The sequence below is a fragment of the Serratia sp. LACPHL-BACT-2024-00286 genome (assembly GCF_043109535.1).
Lineage (GTDB): Bacteria > Pseudomonadota > Gammaproteobacteria > Enterobacterales > Enterobacteriaceae > Serratia > Serratia sarumanii.
Genome location: NZ_JBICNA010000004.1, coordinates 536,147 through 558,970, shown reverse-complemented (window position 1 = coordinate 558,970; position 22,824 = coordinate 536,147). Strand labels below are relative to the sequence as shown.

28 protein-coding genes are annotated in these 22,824 nt (G+C 60.7%); 23 read left to right on the top strand and 5 right to left on the bottom strand.

Going from position 1 to position 22,824, the window contains the following annotated elements:
* Positions 1 to 233: 233 nt before the first annotated feature.
* Positions 234 to 1,175 carry a nucleoside hydrolase gene (locus tag ACF8MC_RS15370; protein ID WP_033636166.1) on the bottom strand — a complete coding sequence of 314 codons (942 nt, stop codon included), beginning with the start codon at positions 1,173 to 1,175 and terminating at the stop codon, positions 234 to 236.
* 207 nt (positions 1,176 to 1,382) lie between these two features.
* On the opposite strand from ACF8MC_RS15370, the gene ACF8MC_RS15365 reads away from it, so the two are divergent.
* Both ACF8MC_RS15365 and ACF8MC_RS15360 read left to right on the top strand, forming a co-directional pair.
* A complete protein-coding gene (locus ACF8MC_RS15365) occupies positions 1,383 to 1,658 on the top strand; it encodes a zinc ribbon domain-containing protein (RefSeq protein WP_033636165.1) in 276 nt (91 codons plus the stop codon).
* Positions 1,655 to 1,999, top strand: coding sequence for a hypothetical protein (locus ACF8MC_RS15360; protein ID WP_049234169.1), 345 nt, complete (start codon positions 1,655 to 1,657; stop codon positions 1,997 to 1,999). The genes ACF8MC_RS15365 and ACF8MC_RS15360 overlap by 4 nt, the downstream gene beginning before the upstream one ends.
* Here the strand turns inward: ACF8MC_RS15360 and aaeR are convergent.
* On the bottom strand, positions 1,990 to 2,901 hold the full coding sequence (gene aaeR / locus ACF8MC_RS15355) for an HTH-type transcriptional activator AaeR (protein WP_033636163.1): 912 nt from the start codon (positions 2,899 to 2,901) through the stop codon (positions 1,990 to 1,992). The two genes, ACF8MC_RS15360 and aaeR, sit on opposite strands and share 10 nt — an antisense overlap.
* 314 nt (positions 2,902 to 3,215) lie before the next feature.
* Between aaeR and aaeX the strand changes: the two genes are divergently transcribed.
* The 5 genes from aaeX (at position 3,216) to ACF8MC_RS15330 (ending at position 7,376) form a co-directional block, all read left to right on the top strand.
* The gene (gene aaeX, locus ACF8MC_RS15350; protein WP_004936952.1) at positions 3,216 to 3,419 is read left to right on the top strand and encodes a p-hydroxybenzoic acid efflux pump operon protein AaeX; all 204 of its coding nucleotides are present in this window, start codon (positions 3,216 to 3,218) and stop codon (positions 3,417 to 3,419) included.
* Between the two features lie 7 nt (positions 3,420 to 3,426).
* Entirely contained in the window at positions 3,427 to 4,362 is a 936-nt protein-coding gene (aaeA, locus tag ACF8MC_RS15345; RefSeq protein WP_164105334.1) for a p-hydroxybenzoic acid efflux pump subunit AaeA, read from the top strand.
* Complete coding sequence (gene aaeB, locus ACF8MC_RS15340; protein ID WP_049234171.1) at positions 4,362 to 6,329, top strand: p-hydroxybenzoic acid efflux pump subunit AaeB; 1,968 nt, start codon at positions 4,362 to 4,364, stop codon at positions 6,327 to 6,329. The genes aaeA and aaeB overlap by 1 nt, the downstream gene beginning before the upstream one ends.
* A 280-nt stretch (positions 6,330 to 6,609) precedes the next feature.
* Positions 6,610 to 7,071, top strand: coding sequence for a ribonuclease domain-containing protein (locus ACF8MC_RS15335; protein ID WP_164105332.1), 462 nt, complete (start codon positions 6,610 to 6,612; stop codon positions 7,069 to 7,071).
* A gap of 5 nt (positions 7,072 to 7,076) precedes the next feature.
* Positions 7,077 to 7,376 carry a barstar family protein gene (locus ACF8MC_RS15330; protein WP_004936963.1) on the top strand — a complete coding sequence of 100 codons (300 nt, stop codon included), beginning with the start codon at positions 7,077 to 7,079 and terminating at the stop codon, positions 7,374 to 7,376.
* 30 nt (positions 7,377 to 7,406) lie between these two features.
* On the opposite strand, the gene yjgA is transcribed toward ACF8MC_RS15330, so the two are convergent.
* Entirely contained in the window at positions 7,407 to 7,955 is a 549-nt protein-coding gene (yjgA, locus tag ACF8MC_RS15325) for a ribosome biogenesis factor YjgA (RefSeq protein WP_004936968.1), read from the bottom strand.
* Positions 7,956 to 8,145: 190 nt separating this feature from the next.
* On the opposite strand from yjgA, the gene ACF8MC_RS15320 reads away from it, so the two are divergent.
* The 4 genes from ACF8MC_RS15320 to cybC all read left to right on the top strand — a co-directional run bounded on the left by ACF8MC_RS15320 (position 8,146) and on the right by cybC (position 10,871).
* A complete protein-coding gene (locus ACF8MC_RS15320) occupies positions 8,146 to 8,508 on the top strand; it encodes a type II toxin-antitoxin system RelE/ParE family toxin (protein WP_033648984.1) in 363 nt (120 codons plus the stop codon).
* Entirely contained in the window at positions 8,492 to 8,830 is a 339-nt protein-coding gene (locus ACF8MC_RS15315; RefSeq protein WP_074026961.1) for a helix-turn-helix domain-containing protein, read from the top strand. Before ACF8MC_RS15320 ends, ACF8MC_RS15315 begins: the two co-directional genes overlap by 17 nt.
* Positions 8,831 to 9,005: 175 nt before the next feature.
* Positions 9,006 to 10,346, top strand: coding sequence for a metalloprotease PmbA (pmbA, locus tag ACF8MC_RS15310; protein WP_033648986.1), 1,341 nt, complete (start codon positions 9,006 to 9,008; stop codon positions 10,344 to 10,346).
* A gap of 138 nt (positions 10,347 to 10,484) precedes the next feature.
* On the top strand, positions 10,485 to 10,871 hold the full coding sequence (gene cybC, locus ACF8MC_RS15305; protein WP_015379185.1) for a cytochrome b562: 387 nt from the start codon (positions 10,485 to 10,487) through the stop codon (positions 10,869 to 10,871).
* Positions 10,872 to 10,875: 4 nt separating this feature from the next.
* Here the strand turns inward: cybC and ACF8MC_RS15300 are convergent, their stop codons facing one another.
* Positions 10,876 to 11,658, bottom strand: coding sequence for a helix-turn-helix domain-containing protein (locus ACF8MC_RS15300; RefSeq protein ID WP_041036839.1), 783 nt, complete (start codon positions 11,656 to 11,658; stop codon positions 10,876 to 10,878).
* Between the two features lie 283 nt (positions 11,659 to 11,941).
* On the opposite strand from ACF8MC_RS15300, the gene ACF8MC_RS15295 reads away from it, so the two are divergent.
* From ACF8MC_RS15295 to ACF8MC_RS15285, 3 genes are read left to right on the top strand one after another with little or no spacing between them, the layout of a single operon-like run.
* Complete coding sequence (locus ACF8MC_RS15295) at positions 11,942 to 13,396, top strand: FAD/NAD(P)-binding protein (RefSeq protein ID WP_049196172.1); 1,455 nt, start codon at positions 11,942 to 11,944, stop codon at positions 13,394 to 13,396.
* Positions 13,393 to 14,274: a formyltransferase family protein gene (locus ACF8MC_RS15290; protein ID WP_033648989.1), complete on the top strand. Its 882-nt coding sequence runs from the start codon at positions 13,393 to 13,395 to the stop codon at positions 14,272 to 14,274. The genes ACF8MC_RS15295 and ACF8MC_RS15290 overlap by 4 nt, the downstream gene beginning before the upstream one ends.
* Positions 14,267 to 15,055, top strand: coding sequence for a sulfite exporter TauE/SafE family protein (locus ACF8MC_RS15285; protein WP_049212952.1), 789 nt, complete (start codon positions 14,267 to 14,269; stop codon positions 15,053 to 15,055). The genes ACF8MC_RS15290 and ACF8MC_RS15285 overlap by 8 nt, the downstream gene beginning before the upstream one ends.
* A 37-nt stretch (positions 15,056 to 15,092) precedes the next feature.
* Here the strand turns inward: ACF8MC_RS15285 and rnk are convergent, their stop codons facing one another.
* Positions 15,093 to 15,503 (bottom strand): nucleoside diphosphate kinase regulator, encoded by a 411-nt coding sequence (rnk, locus tag ACF8MC_RS15280; protein ID WP_004936993.1) that lies wholly within the window; start codon positions 15,501 to 15,503, stop codon positions 15,093 to 15,095.
* 444 nt (positions 15,504 to 15,947) lie between these two features.
* Between rnk and ACF8MC_RS15275 the strand changes: the two genes are divergently transcribed.
* The 9 genes from ACF8MC_RS15275 to ACF8MC_RS15235 all read left to right on the top strand — a co-directional run bounded on the left by ACF8MC_RS15275 (position 15,948) and on the right by ACF8MC_RS15235 (position 22,789).
* Entirely contained in the window at positions 15,948 to 16,274 is a 327-nt protein-coding gene (locus tag ACF8MC_RS15275) for a glycine dehydrogenase (RefSeq protein WP_089185451.1), read from the top strand.
* 36 nt (positions 16,275 to 16,310) lie between these two features.
* Positions 16,311 to 16,676 carry a glycine-rich SFCGS family protein gene (locus ACF8MC_RS15270; protein WP_033636151.1) on the top strand — a complete coding sequence of 122 codons (366 nt, stop codon included), beginning with the start codon at positions 16,311 to 16,313 and terminating at the stop codon, positions 16,674 to 16,676.
* Complete coding sequence (locus ACF8MC_RS15265) at positions 16,676 to 16,972, top strand: DUF4312 family protein (RefSeq protein ID WP_041036832.1); 297 nt, start codon at positions 16,676 to 16,678, stop codon at positions 16,970 to 16,972. Before ACF8MC_RS15270 ends, ACF8MC_RS15265 begins: the two co-directional genes overlap by 1 nt.
* A gap of 30 nt (positions 16,973 to 17,002) precedes the next feature.
* Positions 17,003 to 17,779: a DUF4311 domain-containing protein gene (locus ACF8MC_RS15260; protein ID WP_004937006.1), complete on the top strand. Its 777-nt coding sequence runs from the start codon at positions 17,003 to 17,005 to the stop codon at positions 17,777 to 17,779.
* An 11-nt stretch (positions 17,780 to 17,790) separates the two neighbouring features.
* Complete coding sequence (locus tag ACF8MC_RS15255; RefSeq protein ID WP_033636148.1) at positions 17,791 to 18,441, top strand: DUF4310 family protein; 651 nt, start codon at positions 17,791 to 17,793, stop codon at positions 18,439 to 18,441.
* A gap of 60 nt (positions 18,442 to 18,501) precedes the next feature.
* Complete coding sequence (locus ACF8MC_RS15250) at positions 18,502 to 19,641, top strand: amidohydrolase/deacetylase family metallohydrolase (RefSeq protein WP_164105330.1); 1,140 nt, start codon at positions 18,502 to 18,504, stop codon at positions 19,639 to 19,641.
* The gene (locus tag ACF8MC_RS15245) at positions 19,625 to 20,743 is read left to right on the top strand and encodes a DgaE family pyridoxal phosphate-dependent ammonia lyase (protein WP_033636145.1); all 1,119 of its coding nucleotides are present in this window, start codon (positions 19,625 to 19,627) and stop codon (positions 20,741 to 20,743) included. The genes ACF8MC_RS15250 and ACF8MC_RS15245 overlap by 17 nt, the downstream gene beginning before the upstream one ends.
* Positions 20,740 to 21,480, top strand: a complete 741-nt coding sequence (locus tag ACF8MC_RS15240; protein WP_060429148.1) for a KDGP aldolase family protein — start codon at positions 20,740 to 20,742, stop codon at positions 21,478 to 21,480. Before ACF8MC_RS15245 ends, ACF8MC_RS15240 begins: the two co-directional genes overlap by 4 nt.
* A gap of 94 nt (positions 21,481 to 21,574) precedes the next feature.
* Positions 21,575 to 22,789, top strand: a complete 1,215-nt coding sequence (locus tag ACF8MC_RS15235) for a lactonase family protein (protein WP_164105328.1) — start codon at positions 21,575 to 21,577, stop codon at positions 22,787 to 22,789.
* Positions 22,790 to 22,824 lie beyond the last annotated feature (35 nt).

Below are 22,824 nucleotides of genomic sequence, written 5' to 3'. Positions count from 1 at the left end.
TTACCGCTGTTTTTTATTTTTATTTTATATTTTCTTTATTGAGCCTGTATTTGTTTTTATTAAGATTCTTCTTGTTTTTTATTGGTTGTTTTTAAATTTTATTTAACTCCATTTTATTAAGATTGTTCTGTTACTGTGGAAATAAAGGGGTGATGATCCCCCTATCCCTGTTGCTGTGCCGCAAGACGGATTAACGCGCCTGTAAAAGCGCGTTAATCCACGCTTCACAGACCTCACTCCACTTCGCCAATCCGTTCCAGCGCATCCACCACCAGATCCCAGAATTTATCCTGATCCAGTTTGACCGCGACCTGGGTGTGGCAGTCCGGCGGCGGCGGCGCGCGGAAGTCCGCGACCGTCATGCCCAGCGTCAGGGTGCCGGTGAGTTCGATATCCACCGGCGCTTTGCGCACCGTCATCACGCTCGGATCGATCACGTAGGCGACGGCGCAAGGATCGTGTACCGGCGGGGCGCTGAAGCCCTGCGCCTGTTGGTACATACGGCCAAAGAATGCCAGCAGTTCGCCGACGAAGGCGGCCGGCCGGGTGCCGAGGGCGGCGATACGCGCGCAGACTGCCGGCGTGGCCAAAGCCTGGTGGGTAAGATCCAGCCCGACCATGGTCAGCGGCCATTTTTCGTTAAACACGATGTGCGCCGCCTCGGGATCGATTTTGATATTGAACTCCGCCACCGCGCTCCAGTTGCCCACATGGTAGCCGCCGCCCATCAGCACCACTTCCTTGACCCGCTCGGCAATGCGCGGCTCTTTGCGCACCGCCATGGCGATATTGGTCAGGCCGCCGGTCGGCACCAGCGTTACGCTGCCGGGCGGGTGGGCCATCACCGTATCGATGATCAGATCCACCGCGTGGCGCGAGTCCAACTGCAGGTGAGGTTCCGGCAGCACCGGGCCATCGAGGCCGGAATCGCCGTGGATATCGGGCGCCACTTCGATATTGCGCACCAGCGGGCGCGGGCAGCCGGCGGCGAAGGGCACGCCGGTGATATTGGCGATGCGCGCCACCGCCAGCGCGTTGCGCGTCACTTTGTCCAGCGTCTGATTACCCACCACGGTGGTGACCGCCAGCAGGTCGATCTGCGGATTGCCCCAGGCCAGCAGCAGGGCGATGGCGTCGTCATGCCCCGGGTCACAGTCCAGTATGATTTTTTTCATGGTTATTCCTGATGCAGGGAGAGGTTCCCGCAGCATAACGCAGCGTGGCGGCGTGGGATAATGCCGATGGTGCTTTTGTTAGCGGCATCAAAGCCTTGCCACTTTTACGATGTAATGAAACGTAAAGCCTGCTCGCCGGGCTTTACCCTAGAGGTTACTCCAGGGTTTACAGTGAGGGTCAGCGTCAATGCACAGAGGAGAGGCGGGATGAGCTTACTGAAAAGGTTGTTGGGGCAAGGCGGTATTAACCGCGGTCATCAGCGCGCGGGCCACGGCGGCGGGCATCATGGCAACCGCTATAACCAGCATGGCGAGCCGGGGCCGCAGTGTCCGGAATGCCAGGCGGTGAATAAATCGGGCGCGCGTTATTGCCACCGCTGCGGTCAGCCGTTTGCCGCGCTGAGCGCCACCTGCGGCCAGTGCGCCGCGCCGCTGCCGTCGGGCAGCCGCTTTTGCCCGCAGTGCGGCGGCGGTGTGCCGTGAACCGGGGCGGTTGGACGCTAGCGCTGCTGCTGGGCGCCATGGCGCTATGGACGCTGCTGGCCTGGGGCGTAGCCGGCGTGCTGGCCTGGCTCCCGGCGTTGGCGGAAGCGGCCGGCGGCGCATCGCTGCCGGTGAACGGCGCGCTGAGCCTGGTGCCGCAGGCGGTGCTGGACGCCTGGCTGCCGTGGCTGAAACAGCTGGGCAGCGGGCTGGCGAGCTATTTTCCTCTGCTGCTGAACTGGGCCGGCTACGCCGTCTGGCTGCTGTGGGGCCTCGGCATGCTGGCGTTGATACTGCTGGGCGCGCTGGCGCACCGCTATTTGAGCGCCGCTCAACGATAGCCCTGATAGACCGCCGCCACGCGTTCGAAATAGTCGGTTAGGTAGTTGATGCACACCTGCACCTTCAGCGGCAGTTTGTCCTTCTCGGTATAGAGCGCGTAGATCGGCCGCGGATCCGAATGGTAGCTTTTGAACAGGATCTCGATCTCGCCGCGCTTAATCTCTTCGATCACCCACATCAGCGGGGCGTAGGCGATGCCGGCGCCGTTTTTCAGCCAACGGATCATGGTGGAGGAGTCGTTGGTGACGAAGCGCCCCTGCGGGGAAATGCGCGTGGTGATGCCCTCCGGCGACATCAGTTCAAATTCGCTGTCGGGCCGCACGCTGTACTCGAGCCAGGAAAAGTTGACCATGTCGCTCGGCTTTTGCGGCGTGCCGTGCTGGCTGAGGTAGCTTTTGGCGGCGCACACCACCATCGGCATCTGCCCCAGGCGGCGGGAGAACAGGCTGGAGTCCTGCAGCTCACCGGTGCGGATCACCAGATCCAGCCCGTCGGTGATCAGATCCGGCGCCGGAATGCCGGTCACCAGGTTGACCGTCAGGCCAGGGTACTCTTTCATCATCTCGGCGGTCATGTTCGCCAGCACGTTTTGCGCCATGGTGGATGAGCTGCCGATGCGCAGCGTGCCGGCGGGGGTATTGTTAAACGCATACAGCTGCTCATGCACTTCGCTGACTTCCTGCAGCATGCGTCGGCAGCCCTGATAGTAGATTTTGCCGGCCTCGGTCAGGCCGATGCTGCGCGTGCTGCGGTTCAACAGCTTGACCTGCAGCTCATTTTCCAGTTTCGAGACGGTTTGGCTGATCGATGAAACGCTCATGCCGAGTTGGCGCGCGGCCGCGGTAAACGACCCGAACTCAACCACTTTGGCGAATACCGACATCCGTTTTAATCTTTCCATTATTCACTCTGGCTTAAAAGTGATTTAGATCACAGATTGTTGATGCCTTGATAGTAAGCAGGCTAATATAACGTGGTCGGGTGAATAGACCTTACCAACGTGCGAGAGCGATCGGCAACGCAATCCTGCCGCTCCTCCGGCACCCTCGCAATCCCTGTCGTGGATGTCTGCCCCAAAGTTTAACCTTTTTTCGGGTTCGTGACCTGGACAAGCTGCCTGGTCAAGATTTGTGGCGCGCGCACGCTAAAATGTAAAGAGAATGTGAATGGCGAGACCTGTCTTTCCCCGGCGCAGTGAACAATAAGGAAAAAGTGATGAGTTTGCTTCCGGTTATGGTCATCTTCGGACTGTCGTTTCCGCCGGTGTTTTTCGAGCTGCTGGTGTCGCTGGCGCTGTTTTTCCTCTTGCGCCGCCTGCTGCAGCCGACGGGGATTTACGATTTTGTCTGGCATCCGGCGCTGTTTAACACCGCGCTGTATTGCTGCTTGTTTTATCTGATTTCATGTCTTTTTGTTTGAGGTCGCTGTGAAAAATTTTTCGATAAAAATAACCCGAATCGCGATCACTTTGATTCTTGTGCTGCTGGGCATCGTCGCGGTATTCAAGGCCTGGGTGTTTTACACCGAGTCGCCGTGGACGCGTGACGCCAAGTTTACCGCCGACGTGGTGGCGATCGCGCCGGACGTCAGCGGCCTGCTGACCGACGTGCCGGTGGTGGACAACCAGCTGGTGAAGAAAGGCCAGGTGCTGTTCGTGGTCGATCGGCCGCGCTATGAGCAGGCGCTGGCGGAAGCCAGTGCCGACGTCGCCTACTATCAGACGCTGGCGGCGGAAAAGCGGCGCGAGGCCGGCCGCCGCGTGAAGCTGGGCGTGCAGGCGATGTCGCAGGAAGAAATCGACCAGTCGAACAACTCGCTGCAGACCGTGCAACACCAGCTGGCGAAGGCCGTGGCGACGCGTGAGCTGGCGCAGCTGGATCTGGAACGCACCACGGTGCGCGCTCCGGCCGATGGCTGGATCACCAACCTCAGCGTACACGCCGGCGAATACATCACCCGCGGTTCGGTGGCGGTGGCGCTGGTGAAGAAAGACTCCTTCTACATCCTGGCGTACCTGGAGGAAACCAAACTGAACGGCCTGAATAAGGGCGATCGCGCGGAGATCACCCCGCTCGGCAGCAACCGCATCATGCACGGCACCGTCGACAGCGTGGCGGCGGCGGTGAACAACAGCAGCAGCACGGTGAACAACAAAGGATTGGCCTCGATCGACAGCAACCTGGAGTGGGTGCGCCTGGCGCAGCGCGTGCCGGTGAAGATCCTGCTGGACGCCAAGGATCAACAGCATCCGTACCCGGCCGGCACCACCGCCACCGTGGTGATCGTCGGCAAGAACGATCGCAATGCCGACAGCGGCTCGCCTTTTGTGCGCCTGATGCACCGGCTGCGTGAGTTCGGCTAATGAACAGCCCAACCTTTATCCGGCTGAGATTCGCCTTCAAGCTCAGCTTCGCGATTGTGTTTGCGCTGTTCGTCGGCTTCCATCTCAATCTGGAAACCCCGCGCTGGTCGGCGATGACCGCCGCCATCGTCGCCGCCGGCCCGGCCTTTGCCGCCGGCGGTGAACCCTTCTCCGGCGCCATCCGCCACCGCGGCTGGCTGCGCATCATCGGCACCTTTATCGGCTGCTTCGTCGGCCTGCTCATTATCATCACCACCGCCCGCGCGCCGGTGGTGATGCTGCTGTTGTGCTGCATCTGGGCCGGTTTCTGCACCTGGCTCTCTTCACTGATCAAGGTCGAGAACTCCTACGCCTGGGGCCTGGCCGGCTATACCGCGCTGATCATCATCGTGACGGTCGCCACCAGCGAGGCCCATCTGCTGGAAGCGCCGCAGTTCGCCATCGAGCGTTGCAGCGAGATCGTGCTGGGGATCGTCAGCGCCGTATTGGCGGATCTGCTGTTCTCGCCGCGTTCGATCAAGCAGGATATCGATCGGGCGGTGGATCAGCTGCTGGTGGATCAATATCGCCTGATGCAGATGTGCATCAGCAACGCCGACAAAGAAGACATCGACCGCGCCTGGAGCAATCTGGTGAAGAGCACCACGGCGCTGGACGGCATGCGCAACAACCTGATGATGGAGTCTTCGCGCTGGCAGAAGGTCAATCGCCGGGTGAAGGCGCTGCATACCCTGTCGCTGACGCTGATTACCCAGGCTTGCGAAACCTACCTGATCCTGGTGAATCATCCGGACGTGCTGCAAGCGAGCCTGCGGGAGCAACTGATGGTGCCGGCGGAAACCCCGCAGGAGATCCACAGGCGCATGAAGCTGTTGCGCCAGGTGCTGACCACGCATCGCTCCGAAGAAACGCTGCCGACCCTCACCGGCTGGGTCGGCGCGGCAACGCGCTACCTGCTGCTGTCGAAGGGCGTACACACCAACGGTAGCATCAGCGCGGTGGAAGAGGACGTGTTGAGCAATGAAACCGTGGTCAAGCCGACCTCGGCGGAAGGGCATCATGCGATGATCAACGGCCTGCGCACCTTTGTGGCCACGGCGTTCGGCTGCCTGCTGTGGCTGTGGACCGGCTGGACGTCCGGCAGCGGCTTTATGGTGATCATTGCGGTAATCACCTCGCTGGCGATGCGCACCCCGGCGCCGCGCATGGTGGCGATGGATTTCGTGCTGGGCATGCTGGCGGCGATCCCGGTCGGCTCCCTGTTCTTCATGGTGATCCTGCCGGCGACGCAGCAGAGCATTTTGCTGCTGTGTCTCAGCCTCGGCCTGCTGGCGTTCTTCATCGGCATCGAGGTGCAGAAGCGGCGGCTCGGTTCGCTGGGGCTGCTGGCGGGGACCATCAACATTCTGGTGTTGAGCAACCCGATGGAGTTCAACGTCACCCAGTTTCTCGACGGAGCGCTCGGCCAGTTCCTCGGCAGCTGCGTCGGGCTGATGGTGCTGCTGTTGATCCGCGACAATTCGCGCGAACGCACCGGCCGCACGTTGCTCAACCAGTTCGTCAGCAGCGCGGTGTCGGCGCTGACCACCAAGGCAGCGCGCCGTCGGCAGAACCACCTGCCTGCGTTGTATCAGCAGCTTAACCAACTGCTGATGATGTTCCCGAACGACATCGCCAAATATCGTCTGGCGCTGAACCTGATCATCGCCCACCAGCGGATGCAGCGGGCGGAGATTCCGGTCAGTGAAGAGCTGTCGGCTTTCCACCGCCAGATCCGCAGCACCGCCGATCGGGTGGTCTCGGCCAAAAACGACGTCAAGCGCGCCTATTACTACGATCGCTTGCTGGGTGAAATGAACGAGTACCAGCAAAAATTGGTAGACAATCAGGCGCCGCTCAGCGTCACCGGGCCGGTGAAGCGCCTGGCCGACATGCTGCATCGCTATCGCCACGCCTTGATCGATTGATGCGTTCCCGCCTGTTGCGCCGCGTTGTGTGGCGCCTTCCCCGACTATACTGAAAGCAGCGCCTGGCACGGCGGGCCGTCTCATGTGGGGCGGCCCGTTTTCAGAGCGACTCCGAGTGCCAGAGCGGCTGGAAAGTGGCATCATTGTCATGAATGGATGAAACTCTTACCGCCGCGAAAATGTGACGTGCCGGTCATCTTAGTTTCATCCAGGTCGACTATATAGCTAACTAGCCTGGGGGCGCTGCGGTGCCTTCGGCGGCATAATTTCAGGGAATGTCATGAACAAGCGGATTCTGTTGGCGATTGTCATCGCCGTGGTCATCGCCGTCTTCAGCGCGCTGCGCGGCAACGAGCACCGTGCGATCGACGGCAACGCAGCGGTGGCGCCGGCGGGGCAGCAGCAGAGCATCGATCGGCTCACGCAGCAGCAAACGGTGGTGAGTTACCTGCAGCAGCATCAGCGGCTGCCGGGCTATTACGTCACCAAGAAGCAGGCGCGCGAGCAGGGCTGGGATCCGCGTTCAGGCAACCTCTGTGCGGTATTGCCGGGCAAGGCGATCGGCGGCGATCGGTTCTCTAACCGTGAAGGGCAACTGCCGAGCGCCGGCGGCCGGGTCTGGCGCGAAGCGGACATCAATTATCAGTGTGGCCGGCGCGGCGCCGATCGCCTGCTGTATTCGAGCGACGGTCTGACCTTCGTCACGCGCGACCATTACAAAAACTTCATTCGTGTGGAGTGAGTTTGATGGCAAAAGTAGAGTTTGATTTCGAACAGATCCAGGATGTGCCGACCTTCTACCGCGATTTCGCGCACAAGTTTGCGCTGGACGAGGGGTTTGGCGCCAACCTCGACGCGCTGTGGGACGTGGTGACCGGCGATATCGGCCTGCCGGTGGAAATCGAGTTCACTCACCTGAATGCCCGCAGCAAGCGTCGTTTCGGCGCGATCATTCTGCTGTTTGAAGAGGCGGAAGAAGAGCTGGAAGGCAGCCTGCGTTTCAATATCCGCGAAAGCAGCGGCGAACCGGCCCATCACCGGGGATGAAACGGGTTCATCCCGGGAGGGCGGCGGCGCTTAGTCGGCCGCTTCGGCCAGCTCGCGCAGGTATTGGAAGATCTGGCGGTAAGCCTTAGGCGGCTTGTTGGCGGCCTTCTCTTTCTGCGCGTTGCGCACCAGTGAACGCAGCTGTTGGCGATCGGCGGCCGGATACAGATCCAGGATCGACGGAATCACGTCATCGCCTTCTTCCACCAGACGGTCGCGCAGCGCTTCCAGCTTGTGGAACAGCGAAACCTGCTGGTTGTGGCGGTTTTTCAGCTTGTCGAGTGCGGTCTGGATCGGCTCGATATCGCGGGCGCGCAGCATCTTACCGATCAGCTGCAGCTGACGGCGACGACCCTCTTTCTTGATCTTCTGCGCCAGCTCGATGGCGGCGCGCAAATCTTCGTCCAACGGGATGCGATCCAGCGCGTTTTTGCCCAGATCGACCATTTCGGCCCCCAGGTCTTTCAGCGCTTCGGCATCACGTTTAATCTCACTTTTACTGACCCAGATAATCTCGTCATCGTCCTCGTTTTCATTCTCCGGGACATCGTCGAGCCAGTCTTCAGGCTGTTTGTTCATGGTAGGCTCCGTTAAAAAGAGGCTAATCCTAACAGGTTGTCCGGCAACCCGCCAATTGCGTGCCTTGAGCAAACTGAGTATAGCTGCCACGTTGGGGGATTATCGCGCCTGGCTGCCCGTCTTGGGAATTTGCACGGTTGTTTTTATCACCCTGTCTGTATAAAATTTTATACAAAAGGAGGTGGTATTCATGGATGATGGCATCGAGAAAGCCATTGATTGGCGTGGCTCATCGCTAGAGGATTTGCTGGCCTTCCCAATCGATGCGCGAAAAGCGGCAGGATTTGAACTGAGTAAAGTGCAAAGAGGTCTGGAACCCGGTAATTGGAAACCGATGGCCAACTGCGGAAGCGGCGTTATCGAAATCCGTTTATATGCCATCGGTGGGGCATTCAGGGTGGTCTATGTGGCAAAGTTCAGCGAAGCGATCTATGTCTTGCACAGCTTTCAGAAGAAGGCGGAGAAAACCAGCCGCCACGATATTCAGATAATCAAAGCGCGTTATGACGCGGTCATTAATGAGCGGAGTAAAGGTCATGACCAAGCCGATTGATAGCGATTCGCGCCACGTTACGCCCGCAGGCGGCAATGTGTTTGTGGATCTGGGATTTTCCGCCGACGAGGCTCGGCAATTGCAAGCGCAGTCCAATGCGGAAATTGCGCAGCTTATCGCACTGAAAAAACAGCTGATGGGTGAGATCAGCGCGTGGATTGAGGAAGAAGGTTATCGCCAGGAGGAGGCGGCGCGTTATCTGCACACTTCCCGGCCGCGCGTGTCCGACGTGGTGAATCAGAAAACCGAGAAGTTCACGCTGGATGCGTTGGTCAACATGATGGCGAATATTGGCAAGTCGGTAAAACTGATCGTCGAGTGATGCACGGCTTTTGCATGTTATCCCGGCTTTGCCGTTCGGCTTTATGCGAAATTCAATGCGGTTCCTGTTAGACTCAACGGCAGAGATCTCAGGATTTTTGCGCGCCGCTCCGCGTGCACAACTACGCCGCTCCGGCACTTTTCTCAACGATTTTCTGATTAATTATGGCAGATTGATGAAAGTAGTCACTCAAGTTGCAGAACAGCGCAAGGCGCTGGAACAGGCCGTCTCTCAGGCGCTGGAGCTGGCCCGCGCCGGTTCCGACGCGGCGGAAGTCGCGGTCACCAAATCGACCGGCATCAGCGTCAGCACCCGCTTCGGCGAGGTGGAAAACGTCGAGTTCAACAGCGATGGCGCGCTGGGCATCACCGTGTATCACCGCCAGCGCAAAGGCAGCGCCTCTTCCACCGATCTCAGCCCGGACGCCATCGCCCGCACCGTACAGGCGGCGCTGGATATCGCGCGCTACACCTCTGAGGATCCTTGCGCCGGCCCGGCGGAGAAAGATCTGCTGGCGTTCGAGGCGCCGGATCTCGATCTGTTCCACCCGATCGAGCTGGACGCCGAGCGCGGCATCGAGCTGGCGGCGCGCGCCGAGCAGGCTTCGCTGGCGGCGGATAAGCGCATCACCAACACCGAAGGCGGCAGCTTCAACAGCCACTACGGCATCAAGGTGTTCGGCAACAGCCACGGCATGCTGCAAAGCTACTGTTCCAGCCGCCACTCGCTGTCCAGCTGCGTCATTGCTGAGCAGGACGGCGATATGGAGCGGGATTACGCTTACACCATCGGCCGTGCGATGGGCGATCTGCAAAGCCCCGAGTGGGTGGGGCAGGAGTGCGCCCGCCGCACGCTGGCGCGTCTCGCGCCGCGCAAACTGTCGACCATGAAGGCGCCGGTGCTGTTCGCCTCCGAGGTGGCCACCGGGCTGTTCGGTCATCTGGTGGGCGCCATCAGCGGCAGCAGCGTTTACCGCAAATCGACCTTCCTGCTGGACTCGCTCGGCAAGCAGATCCTGCCGGCGTGGCTGACCGTCGAAGAGCATCCGCACCTGCTGAAAGGGCTGGCGTCGACGCCGTTCGACAGCGAGGGCGTGCGCACCCAGCGGCGCGATATCGTCAAGGACGGCGTGCTGCAAACCTGGCTGATGACCAGCTACTCGGCGCGCAAGCTGGGCCTGCACAGCACCGGCCATGCCGGCGGCATCCATAACTGGCGCATTGCCGGGCAGGGCGCCGACTTCGCCGGCATGCTGAAACAGCTTGGCACCGGCCTGGTGGTCACCGAGCTGATGGGCCAGGGCGTCAGCGGCGTCACCGGCGATTACTCGCGCGGCGCCGCCGGTTTCTGGGTGGAAAACGGCGAGATCCAATATCCGGTCAGCGAGATCACCATCGCCGGCAACCTGAAAGACATGCTGCGCAACATCGTCAGCGTCGGCAGCGATATCGAAACCCGCAGCAATATCCAGTGCGGTTCGGTGCTGCTGCCGGAAATGAAGATCGCCGGTCAGTGATCCTCTGCGCGGCCGGCGCCCGCCGGTCGCGCGTTATCCCGTCTCAACCTTGCTTACAAATCTCCGGTTTCGGTTTTGCCCGGCCTTGCCTATGGTAACGGTGGGTTAATTAAAACAATAACTGGAAGGTGAGCAAACATGCAGAATACCCTGAAAGCGCTGGCGGCGTTGACGCTGCTGGCAGCCAGCTCGCTGGCGGTCGCCGCCGATTTGGGCGACGATATGGACACCCTGGCGGAAAACTACAAAACGGTGCTGAATACCGATTCCGCCGCCACCCTCAAACAGAGCCTGCAAAACATGCGCGCCGCCGCGCAGGACGCCAAACAGGGCACCCCGCCGAAGCTGGAAGACAAAGCCGCCGACAGCCCGGAGATGAAAGATTTCCGCAGCGGGTTGGATACCCTGATCGGCCAGATCGATCAGGCGCTGGCGCTGGCTAACCAGGGCAAAGTCGCCGAAGCGAAGCAGCTGGCGCAGGGCTTCAAGCAAACCCGCGACGCCAACCACAAGAAATTCCGCTAACCCGTCAACCGTCGCGCCCGTCTTCCGTCAGATAGGAGGAGGGCGCCTGCCCCAGCACGCGGCGAAACATCGTTGAAAACGCCGCGCTGCTGTCATATCCCATCTCCATCGCCACCTGCGTTACGCTGCGCCCTTCGGCCAGCAGCGCCAACGCCAGCACCACGCAGGCGCGCTGGCGCCATTGCGAAAACGGCAGGCCGGTCTGCGCGCGAAAGAAGCGGCTGAAGGTGCGAATGCTCATGTACAGACGAGGGGCCCACCGCTGCGCGGAGTCGTGGGCGTCGGGGTGTTGCAAAAAGGCGCGGCACAGCTCGCCCAGCCGGGGATCGGCGGGCAGCGGAATGTGCAGGGGCAAGGGCTGCAGCCGAGCCAGCTCATGCAGCAGCAGCGTCGCCAGCGCTCCGTCGCGCCCCTCTTGTGCATACTCCAGCGGCATATCCACCGCGGCCATCAACAGCTGGCGCATCAGCGGAGTGACGCTGACCACCTGACAGACCTGCGGCCGTTCGGCGGGCAACGCGCCGGGTTCGAGGTACAGGCTGCGGGTGGTGACGCCGACCATCCTCACCGCGTGCGGCATCTGCGGCGGCAGCCACACCGCGTGCTGCGGCGGGACGACCCAATTGCCTTGCTGCGTGAAAACGTGCATGACGCCGGTGGCGCCGTACAACAACTGCGCGCGCCGGTGGCTGTGCATCGGCAGCAGGTGCCCCGGCGGATAATCGGTGCCGATGGCGATCACCGCGCGCGTTACGTGGTCGATGTCATCAATGCGGACGTTGCGCATGTGTTCCCTTTGGCGGGCAGATTGGCCGAAATGCAATGATAGTTGGCCCTTCATATAAAGCAAGCCAACGGCCGTCGCCCTACTATCGGAGCAGAAAAATAACGCTTGTTCGGGGCGCCGCTATTTTATCGGCCATATAGCCCGTGCAAGTTTTCACACCGGGGTGGGACGAAGATTTTCGTTCTCGCAATACAAGAAGTTAATAAGGAATAAAGCGTCTTTTTATTCCAACACCTGAAGCAATAGTTCTTAGCGCAGTTCAATGACTATAAGGTGATATTTCATGTATAAGTTCGGTGTGGTTGGCGGCGGAGCCGCCGGGATCGCTTTTGCGTATAACTTTATAAAAAATAAGTCGGTTAATCATTGCAAAAGGCCGCTTTCCCTGACGGTGTTCGACAAGCAGGGCTTCAAGGGCGGTATGGCATACAGCAGCGATTTTGACAGCCATATATTAAATATGACGCCGGAAAATATGTCGGCGGATATTTTCGACGATGCGCACTTCGTCGATTGGATCGCCATGCATTTCCCGCAATTTTGCCAGGATCGTTATCCGCCGCGCTGGCTGTATCGGGAATATCTCGATTTTATTCGCGACATGACGATTTATATGGCGGCGGACAGCAACGTAGCGCTGAATTTCATGACCGCCGAAGTGAATACCATCGCGCCGCTGGAGGCCGGCTACCGGCTGACCACCACCTGTGGCGGTGCCGAACAGATGAACGCGCTGGTGCTATGTTCGGGGCACAACCCGCCGGAATGTCTCTATCCGGTGGATGGGGTGATCGCTTATCAGGCCCACCAGGATCTGCCGCCGATCAACCCTTATTCGAGCATCGGCGTGATCGGCTGCAGCCTGACGGCGATTGACGCCATCGTTGAGCTGATGGAGCGTCTGGGGGCGACCGACATCTGCGCCCTGTCGCGCTCGGGCCTGTTCCCCAGCGTGCAGCCGGCGCTGATGCGTCCGCCGCCGGAGGCGTTTGTGGAGGGGGTGCGGCGCTTTGTCGCCGGCCGCGATTTCATTGACGCGCACCAGCTGGTGCATGCGATCAACGCCGCGCTGGCGCGCCACTATCCGGGGCCGGAGCGGTTGACGGTGCTCTCGGCGCTGGGGGAAAGGCGCGATTGTTACCGCGATCTGGCGGAAAGCCTCGATCGCGCGCGTTTTGCCCGGGAGCATATCTGCAGCTATCTGGCGGCGATCCACCCGGCGGTGTGCGCCGCCTGGGTCAAGATGGATGCCAACAACCGGCAGGTCTTCATGCGCTTTTACAACTCCTCCTGGATGCGCAATCGGCACGCCATGCCGATCAAGAACGCCAACAAGATCGTAGCGGCGCTGGAGAGCCAACGCCTGCGCGCCTGTGGCGGCCTGGCGGATATCAGCAAGGGAACGGACGGGTTTATCCTTCGTTGCCATGAGGCGCGGGTGCATGCGCAGTATCTGTTCAACTGCACCACGCCGTCCTATCAACTGCCGCCCAACCGGCTGAGCCAGCAACTGCTGCAAGACGGGCTGGTGCAAGAGAACCTGTTCGGCGGCGTGAAGTGCAACCCGCACACGCTGAAAATCGCCGACCGGCGCGGCCGCGAGCAGCATCTCTACTCGCTCGGCGCGCCTGCCAAGGGCGATCTTTTTTACACCTCGGCGATGGAGTCCATCACGCGAGATATCAGCAAGATCGTGTTCAACAACCCTATTTTCAACGCAAAGAAGGCTGAAGCATGAAAAACGTAGCGCTCTTTGTCGGCAACGACATTTTCTCCTGGCTGGTGTGTCAGGATCTGATCGCCACCCTGAAGGGCGAGTGTGCCTTTACGGTGTATTTCCCCCTGGCGAAAAGCGCCGGGCGCACGCAGGAGCCGGCGGTTCGCCGCCTGGGGCTGTATGAGCGCGAAGTGCTGAACGATTTCGTGTTCCCGTTCGTTGGCCGCAACGCCGCCGCCTGCGAGGGGGCCTATCAGCCGCCGGCCCTGTTCCTGGCCGCCGCCGGGGTCAAAGCGCATCGCGTTCTCGACATCAATGACGCCGCGTTTATCAGCAGCCTGGGGCATATGGATGGGGTGATCTCCCTGCGCTGTTATCAGAAATTCTCCGCCGACTATGTGCGCGCCTTCAGCCGACGTGGCAAGCTGCTGTGGAACCTGCATCCGGGGGACTTGCCGCGTTATCGCGGGGTGATGACGCTGTTCCGCGCGTTGATGAACGGTGACAGGGACTGTGCGGTAACGCTGCATGAAATGGATGAGCACTGGGATGCCGGCCCGGTTATCGCCCGCCTGCCCGCCGAGCTGCGTCACGATCTGTCGTTCCTGGAAAACATGATGCTGTTGGGCGTGCAGAGTGGCTCCTTCCTGGCGCGTCAGCTGATGCGGGCGGAGCACAGCGAAGCGATAGCGGCGGAAAAGCAGGGCGATTCGCGCTATTGGGGCTTCCCGGACGCGCAGACGCTGGCGCAGGCGGAACAGGCGGGCATTGAGCTGGTGGACCATGACGCCGTGCGCGAGCAGTATCTGGGGTTGTTCGTCGGCGATCGTTTCCACCCGCTGGCGGGGCAGTTCTGCGCCGGGTTCGACGACTTCGTGCGGGCGCACGGCCATGATTGAAACCTTGATTGTACTGGGTGCCGGTTTTCTGACCGGCATCACCACCATTCTGTTCGGCTTCGGCGGCGGCTTTGTGGTGGTGCCTTTCGTCTATCACCTGATCTCCGCGTCGGGCGAGCAGCCCGGCCAGGCGATGCATATCGCGGTGGCGACCTCGACGGCGGTGATGATCCTCAACGCGAGTTACGCCACGCTGACCAACTGGCGCAGCGGCAACCTGCTGCGCGAAACCATCGTGCCGCTGATCTTTTTCATCGGCATCGGCGCGGCGCTGGGCGCGTTCGCCTCCTCGCTGCTGGCGGACGGCGTGATCCGCGGGCTGTTCGTGGCCTATATGGCGGTGACCATCGCCGACTGTCTGTTCCGCCGGGGCTTCCTGATCAAACCGGCGCGCGCCGAACTTTCCCCCGCCACGCTGTGGGGCGGCGGGCCGCTGATCGGCGGCATCGCCACCCTGCTGGGGGTGGGCGGCAGCGTGATGACGGTGCCGCTGCTGCGCCGCCATGGCTACGACATGAAGTATTGCGTCAGCGCCGCCAACCCGCTGTCGATCCCGGTGGCGGTGATCGGCGCGCTGATGTATATCGTGTTGGGGTGGCGCGAGATGAGCGGGCCGCAGTATCTGGGCTACGTCAATCTGAACATTCTGGGGTTGCTGGTGGCCGCGGGAATTGCGGGGATCGTATTTGCCAGGCGCTGTTTGCCTAAGGTGAGCGATGCGCTGCATGCCAAAATCTACGTGCTGCTGCTGATCGCCGTGCTGATCGCTATCTGCGTCTGAAACAGAAAGGGCGGCCGGATGCCGCCCTGAGAACCGCTTAACGGTGGTATTCGCCCGCCGCTTCCGGCTGGTACAGCAATTCCAGCACTTCAATCCGCGCTTCTTCACCGTTCGGCAATTGCCAGGAAATCTGCTTGCCGACGTGCATGCCGAGCAGCGCTGCGCCCAGCGGCGCCATCACCGACAGCTGATCGTGGCTGTCTTTCAGCGATGCCGGGTAAACCAGCGTGCGCACGTGCTCTTCATCGGTGTGCAGATCGCGAAAACGCACGCGGCTGTTCATGGTCACCACGTTGGCCGGCATTTTTTCCGGCGGCAGGATTTCCGCGCGATCCAACTCGTCGTTCAGCGCGGCGGCGACGTCGGTGTTGGCAAAGGCCGGTTGTTCCAATAGCGCATCCAGGCGTTCCGCATCCAGCTCATTAATAGTAATGATGGGTTTGGTCATTCCACTCTCCAGTCAAATCAAAGGGTGCCAGTCTGTGCACCCATAAATTCGGAAAAACAACACAAAGCAACACCCCCGCGCCAGAGGAGCGGGGGTGTGGGTAATGTCGATTTGTCCCATTGATAGTAGGCGGTTGGGACGAGAAAAGAAAGAGATCCCGATCACGAAGGCTTTTATCGTCAATTGTGGCGAAAGAAACGGTTAGCCCGGTTATCTATTTGTTATCTCATTAACTTTTTCACCGCAGCGCCGTTTTGCGAAATGGATCCCCGCGCGTCATGCGATTTCCACTTCGAACTGGAAAAAACCGGTCTACACAGAAAATCCTACCGGGGGTAGGGTAAAGACATCACAGAAAGCGGGTTATTCAGGTGATGCGCTTTACGGCTTACTGATTAATGTGGGATCTAGGGGTACTGAAAAGTGAATGATGGATCTGCTTCGATAAAAGAAATTGAACAATCCGATGTCAGCGCAGCCGGTGAGATCACCGCTCGGGTGTTGGCGGATATTGCCGCGATGCTGAATGCTGAAAATATTTATACCAATGCGGTGCAGCAACAGATGCTGGAATCGCATATTCGCGCCATGGTGCTGCGTTCAATAACCGGCGAGCCGTTGCCGGAGGTGGATAAATCGTTGTTCGACGAAATCTCCGCCGAATCCATGCAAATGGCGGAGCGCGTGGTGAATCAGTTTGGCACATTGCCTATCGAAGAAGCCTATTTATTGTCAGTGCACTTCGAAGTGGCGAAAGATAATAACGCATAGCGGTTAACGCATCGATTTCAATCAGGAGAATATACCATGGGTCAAATTACCGTAGTGATCGGCGATCGTTTGGGTAAAGGGCAAAAAGTCGGCCAGGGCGTTGAAAACGCAGGCGGAAAAGCGGTGGTTATCCCCGGCGTGGCGGCGGATATGAAGCTGGGTGACGTCATGAAAGCGGAAAACGCGCAGCTGGGCATCTCTTTTTGCGGCAGCGGCGGCGCCGGCGCGATTACCGCGCAAACCAAACACGGCTACAAAGCCAAATACGGCATGCGTTCGGTAGAAGAGGGCGTGACGGCAATTAACGAAGGCTGCAACGTGCTGGGCTTCGGCTTTATGGATAAAGAAGAGTTGGGCCAGAAATTGGTGGAAGCCTATATCAAAAAACATGGCAATCCATAATGAAAGAGCAATATACCACATCGGTAAAGGTGGAGGGTAAAGGCGACAGCAAAGCGAAAGCTTTTGCTTCCGCCTTGGCTAATGTGCAGGGTGCGGTATTAAAGTCCACCAACAATATTCTGCTGCGTATCGAGCCGCAGGACGTCAGCGTCGTGAGAGCGGAAGAGAAAATAACTAAAGAGAAATTTCTTTTCTTCTTTTTGCCGCGTGAAAGAAAGAGCTATGCCGTTTCTCTGGAAATAACCGTGAGCGTAACCATTATCAATACCGAGAAGGTTGTCTTCGTCACGAAATAAAAACGTTAGCATAAATGAAAGGGTATACTGATGTTTTTAATCATCTTATTTAAATCGATTATTATCGGTGGGCTGGTGGGGGTCGGCGTAGGGGCCGGCGCCGCACGCATGTTCCACGCGCCGACAACACAGGGCATGGGGGCGTTTCGCACCCTGGGCGAGCTGAATTCCTGCGAGGGCGATCCGGCTTCCCACTTCTCATTCGGTCTGGGCTTCTTCTTCAACGCCTGGGCGTCTTCCGTGGCGGCGGGTTCCTTCACGCAGGACGTCGACCACCGCATCATCCCGCACTGGGGCGCGGCGGCCCTGATGGTCAAGAACCGCAATCTGGCGCAAACGCTGCACGATCCGAAAAAAATGGCCATCGCCTGCGGCATCATCGGCATGCTGGTGGTGGCCTTCCTCAATACCACCGCTTCCGCCGTGCCGGCCGCGCTGCAGGTCACCGCGATCAAGGTGCTGGTGCCGGCGGCCAACCTGCTGGTGAACACCGTGATGCCAGTGATCTTCTGGCTGGCGGCGATCGACGCCGGGCGCCGTTCCGGCTTCTGGGGCACCATCTTCGGCGGCCTGGCGCAGCTGATCATGGGCAACGCCGTGCCGGGCCTGGTGCTGGGCATTCTGATCGGCAAAGGCGTGGAAGAGAGCGGCTGGAACAAGATCACCAAGATCATGATGGCGGTGATCGTGCTGCTGTTCGTGCTGAGCGGCTTCTTCCGCGGCTTCGACATGAAAGTTCTCGAGTCCTTCAGCCTCGGCGTGCCGGGCTGGCTGGACGCCATTCACAACACCCTGAGCGGTAAATAAGGAGCGGGATGATGGAAGAGCAAACCCAAAAAGGCTTCTGGTACGCCGACTGGTCATTCCCGATTTTTGTTGGCCTGCTGTCCTCCGGCGTGTTCGCCGGGACGCACATGTATTACCTGTACGGCATCGGCGCCTTTAACGAAGTGGCGTTCGTTTCCATGCTGCGGGCGGGGATGGATACCGGCGTATACGGCGCGGTGGCGGCGTTCGGCGCCAGCTTCCTGTTCGCGCGCATCATCGAAGGCTCGCTGGTGGGCATCCTGGACATCGGCGGCGCGATCCAGACCGGCGTCGGGCTGGGCGTGCCGGCGCTGCTGCTGGGAGCCGGCATCGTGTTCCCGGTCGCCAACTTCGCCGCTTCGCTAGTGACCGGCCTGGTCATCGGCCTGGCGATCGGTTACGTGATCATCCTGGCGCGCAAATTCACCATCAATCAGAGCAACTCCACCTACGGGGCGGACGTGATGATGGGCGCGGGCAACTCGTCGGGCCGTTTCCTCGGGCCGTTGATCATCCTGTCGGCGATGACCGCCTCGATCCCGATCGGCATCGGTTCGCTGCTCGGCGCGCTGCTGTTCTATATCTGGGGTAAACCGATCACCGGCGGAGCGATCCTCGGCGCGATGATCCTGGGGGCGATCTTCCCGGTAGCCATTTCTTGAGAGGCCTGCGCCAGGCGCCGCCCGATGCGGCGGCGCCCGGGCTAACAGGAGCAATGCGGTATGTATGACTTAGTAATCAGAGGCGCCAGACTGGCGGACGACACGCTGATCGATCTGGCGGTGAAAGACGGCAAAATCGCCTCGGTGGGGCGGCTGGCGGCGGACGTCAGCGCCGTTCGCCAACTGGATCTGGCGGGCAACTGCCGCCTGAGCGCCGGTTGGATCGATGCGCACGTACACTGCTATCCCGACTCGCCGATTTACCATGACGAGCCGGATCGGGTCGGCGTCGCCAGCGGCGTCACCAGCGTGGTCGATGCCGGCAGCACTGGCGCCGACGATATCGACGCCTTTTATCAGCTGACGCGCAGCGCCAAAACCAACGTGTTCGCCTTCCTCAACATCTCGCGCATCGGCCTGCTGCGGCAGAACGAGCTGGCGGAGTTGACGGACATCGACAAGCGCGAGGCCGGCCAGGCCATCGCCAACCACCCCGGTTTCATTATCGGCATCAAGGCGCGCATGAGCAGCAGCGTGGTGGGCAAGAACGGTACCCGGCCGCTGGTGTTGGCCAAAGAGATCCAGCGGGAAAACCGCCAGCTGCCGCTGATGGTGCATATCGGCAACAACCCGCCGAATCTGGACGAGATCGCCGATCTGCTGACCCGTGGCGACATCATCACCCACTGCTACAACGGCAAACCGAACCGCATTCTGACGCCGGCGGGCACGCTGCGCGAGTCGATCCAGCGCGCGCTGCGGCGCGGCGTGTTGCTCGACGTGGGGCACGGCACCGCCAGCTTCAGCTTCGAGGTGGCGCGCCAGGCGATCAAGCTGGGCATTTTGCCGCACACCATCAGCTCCGATATTTACTGCCGCAACCGCATGAACGGGCCGGTGCACAGCCTGGCGACGGTGATGTCCAAATTTTTCAGCGTCGGCCTGACGCTGCCGCAGGTGATCGCCTGCGTGACGGAGAACGCCGCGTCGGCGCTGCAGCTCAGCGGCAAAGGGCGGCTGGAGCCGGGCTATGACGCCGATTTCACGCTGTTTGAACTGCGCCGCGAACCGCAGGTGTTCGCCGATGCCGAAGGGCAAACCGCCGAGGGCGACCAGCTGTTGGTGCCGCTGGCCGCGGTGGTGGCCGGGGAAATCCTATTAACCGAACAAGGGGAGGCAAGCGATGTCTTCGATTTATGAAAAATACGGTTTGAAGCAGGTGATCAACACCTCCGGCCGCATGACCATTCTCGGCGTTTCCACGCCGCGCCAGGATGTGATCGACGCCGTTGACTACGGCCTGAATCACTATTTCGAAATCAAGGATCTGGTCAACAAGACCGGCGCCTACATCGCCGATCTGCTCAACGTGGAGGACGCGGTGATCGTTTCCTGCGCCTCGGCGGGCATCGCCCAGTCGGTGGCGGCGGTGATCGTCAAAGATAACGCCAATCTGTTGGTGAACCTGCACTCGGCGCCGATCGCCGTGCCGCGTGAGATCGTGTTGCCGCGCGGCCACAACGTCAACTTCGGCGCGCCGGTGGACACCATGGTGGCGCTGGGCGGCGGCAAGGTGGTGGAAGCGGGCTACGCCAACGAATGTTCGCCGGAGCAGATTGAAGCCTGCATCACGCCGCAGACGGCGGCGATCCTGTACGTCAAATCGCACCACTGCGTGCAGAAAAGCATTCTGTCCGTCGAACAGGCGGCGGTGGTGGCGCGCAAGCATAACCTGCCGCTGATCGTCGACGCCGCGGCGGAAGAAGATCTGATGTGTTACTACCAGATGGGAGCCGATCTGGTGATCTACAGCGGCGCCAAAGCCATCGAGGGGCCGACCAGCGGCTTGGTTATCGGCAAGAAACAGTACGTCGAGTGGGTGAAGCTGCAGTCCGGCGGCATCGGCCGGGCGATGAAGGTCGGCAAAGAGGGCATCCTCGGCCTGACGCAGGCGATCGAAAGCTATCTGACGCTTGAGAAAACCACCGGGCAACAGATGGTGGCGCGGATGACGCCGTTCCTCGACAGCCTCAACACCCTGACCGGCGTCAGCGCCAGAACCGTCTGGGACAGCGCCGGCCGCGATATCGCCCGCGCCGAGATCGCCTTCGACGAGGCGGTGCTGGGGCGGTCGACCTATGACATCGTCCAGGCGCTGAAAACCGGCGACATCGCCATCTACTTCCGCGGCTACAAGGCCAACGAGGGCAAGATTGAGGTCGACGTGCGCAGCGTCGATGAGCAACAGCTGATGACCGTCTTTACCTGTATCAAAAACCTGTTTACGGAGAAACAAGCATGAAGCTGCAGCCTAACTACTATCGTGACCGCGTCTGCCTGAACGTGCTGGCCGGCTCCAAAGCCAACGCGCAGGACATCTACGCCGCGGCGGAAGGCCATGTGCTGGTGGGCGTGCTCTCCAAGAACTACCCGGACGTCGACAGCGCGGTGACCGACATGCTGCGCTATGCGCGCCTGATCGAAAACGCGCTCTCGGTCGGCCTGGGCGCCGGCGATCCGAAGCAGTCGGCGATGGTCAGCCTGATCGCTCAGCAGGTGCAGCCGCAGCACGTCAACCAGGTGTTTACCGGCGTTGGCGCCAGCCGCGCGCTGCTGGGCCAGAACGACAGCGTGGTCAACGGCCTGGTGTCGCCAACCGGCCGCGTCGGTTGGGTGAAGATCTCTACCGGCCCATTGAGCGCCGCGGCGCCGGACGGCATCGTGCCGGTGGAAACTGCCATCGCCCTGCTGAAAGACATGGGCGGCAGCTCCATCAAGTATTTCCCGATGGGCGGCCTGAAGTGCAAGGACGAATATCAGTACGTAGCCAAGGCCTGCGCCGAGCATGACTTTATGCTGGAGCCGACCGGCGGCATCGATCTGGAGAACTACGAGCCGATCGTCGAGATCGCGCTGGCGGCCGGCGTGAAACGCGTGATCCCGCATATCTACAGTTCGATCATCGACGCCGCCAGCGGCGACACGCGCCCGCAGGACGTGAAAACCCTGCTGGCGATGACTAAAACGCTGGTGGGCTGAACGCGCAATGGGATGAGGTAAAGGCTGGGAGGCGAAGGTTTTCCCCTGGCGCGGCATGCCGCGCCGTTACCTATACTCAGGTCTGAGGATAACTATGCGAAACTGGCAGGCTCCAACCCGACGCACCGCGTTGTTCCTGGCGCTGCTGGCCGTGACCGGCCCGGCGCTGCATGCTGAGGATGCAATGAATTCCACGTCATCTCATTTCGCCTATATCGGCACCTACAATCCCAACGGCGAAGGCGTTTACCGGGTGCAGGTCGATCCGGCCAGCGGCGCGCTGAGCCACACTACGCTGGTCAGCAAAGTGCCGAATCCGGCGCAGCTGACGCTGGGCGCCGATGGCAAGACGCTGTATGTCGCCAGCGAAGTGGCCGATTTCAACGGCGGCAAGCGCGGCGGCATCACCGCTTACCGGGTCAATCCGGCCGACGGCGGCCTGACGCAGCTCAACCAGGTGGATTCGCAGGGAGCGGGGCCGGTGTATCTCTCATCGACACCGGACGGGCGCCATCTGCTGGTGGCCAACTACGTCAGCGGCAGCGTGGCGGCTTTCCCGATCGAAGCGGACGGCAGCCTGGGCGCCGCCAGCTCGGTGCAGCAACAGCAGGGCCCGGCGGGCGCGGCCAAACCGGCGGCGGCGGTGAACGGCAGCTTCGCCATCAGCGATCACAATGGCCCACATGCCCATATGATCGCCAGCGATCCGAGCGGCAAGTTCGTGTTCTCCACCGATCTGGGGTTGGATCGCATCTACCATTGGCGCTTTGACGCCGTGAGCGGCCGGCTGACGCCGAACGATCCGCCGTGGATCGCCGCCTCTTCCGCCGGCGCGGGTCCGCGTCACTTTGTGTTCCATCCGGACGGCGAAACCGTGCTGCTGGTGAACGAAGAGGCCTCGACGTTGACCAGCTACCGTTTTGATCGCCAAAAAGGTACTCTGAAACAACTGCATGCGGTTTCCGCGCTGCCCGCCGACTATCAGGGCACCAGCTTCGCTTCGGGGCTGGCGCTCAGCAAGAACGGCGACACGCTGTACGTCGCCAACCGGCTGCATAACAGCATTGCCCAGTTCAGCGTGGGCGCCGGCGGTGAGTTGAAACCGGTGGCGGAAACCTGGACGCGCGGCGATTATCCGCGTTCGCTGGCGCTGAGCCCGGATGGCCGCTATCTGTATGCGCTGAACCAGCGCAGCGATAACGTTACCCGCTTCAGCGTAAACCCGACGGACGGCAAACTCAGCTTTGTGGGCGGTTATCTACCGATCGGCAGCCCCTCGCAAATGGCGTTTCTGCCGCCGCCGAAGTAACCCGTGGCCCGCCCGGTTCGCCGGGCGGGTCGCCT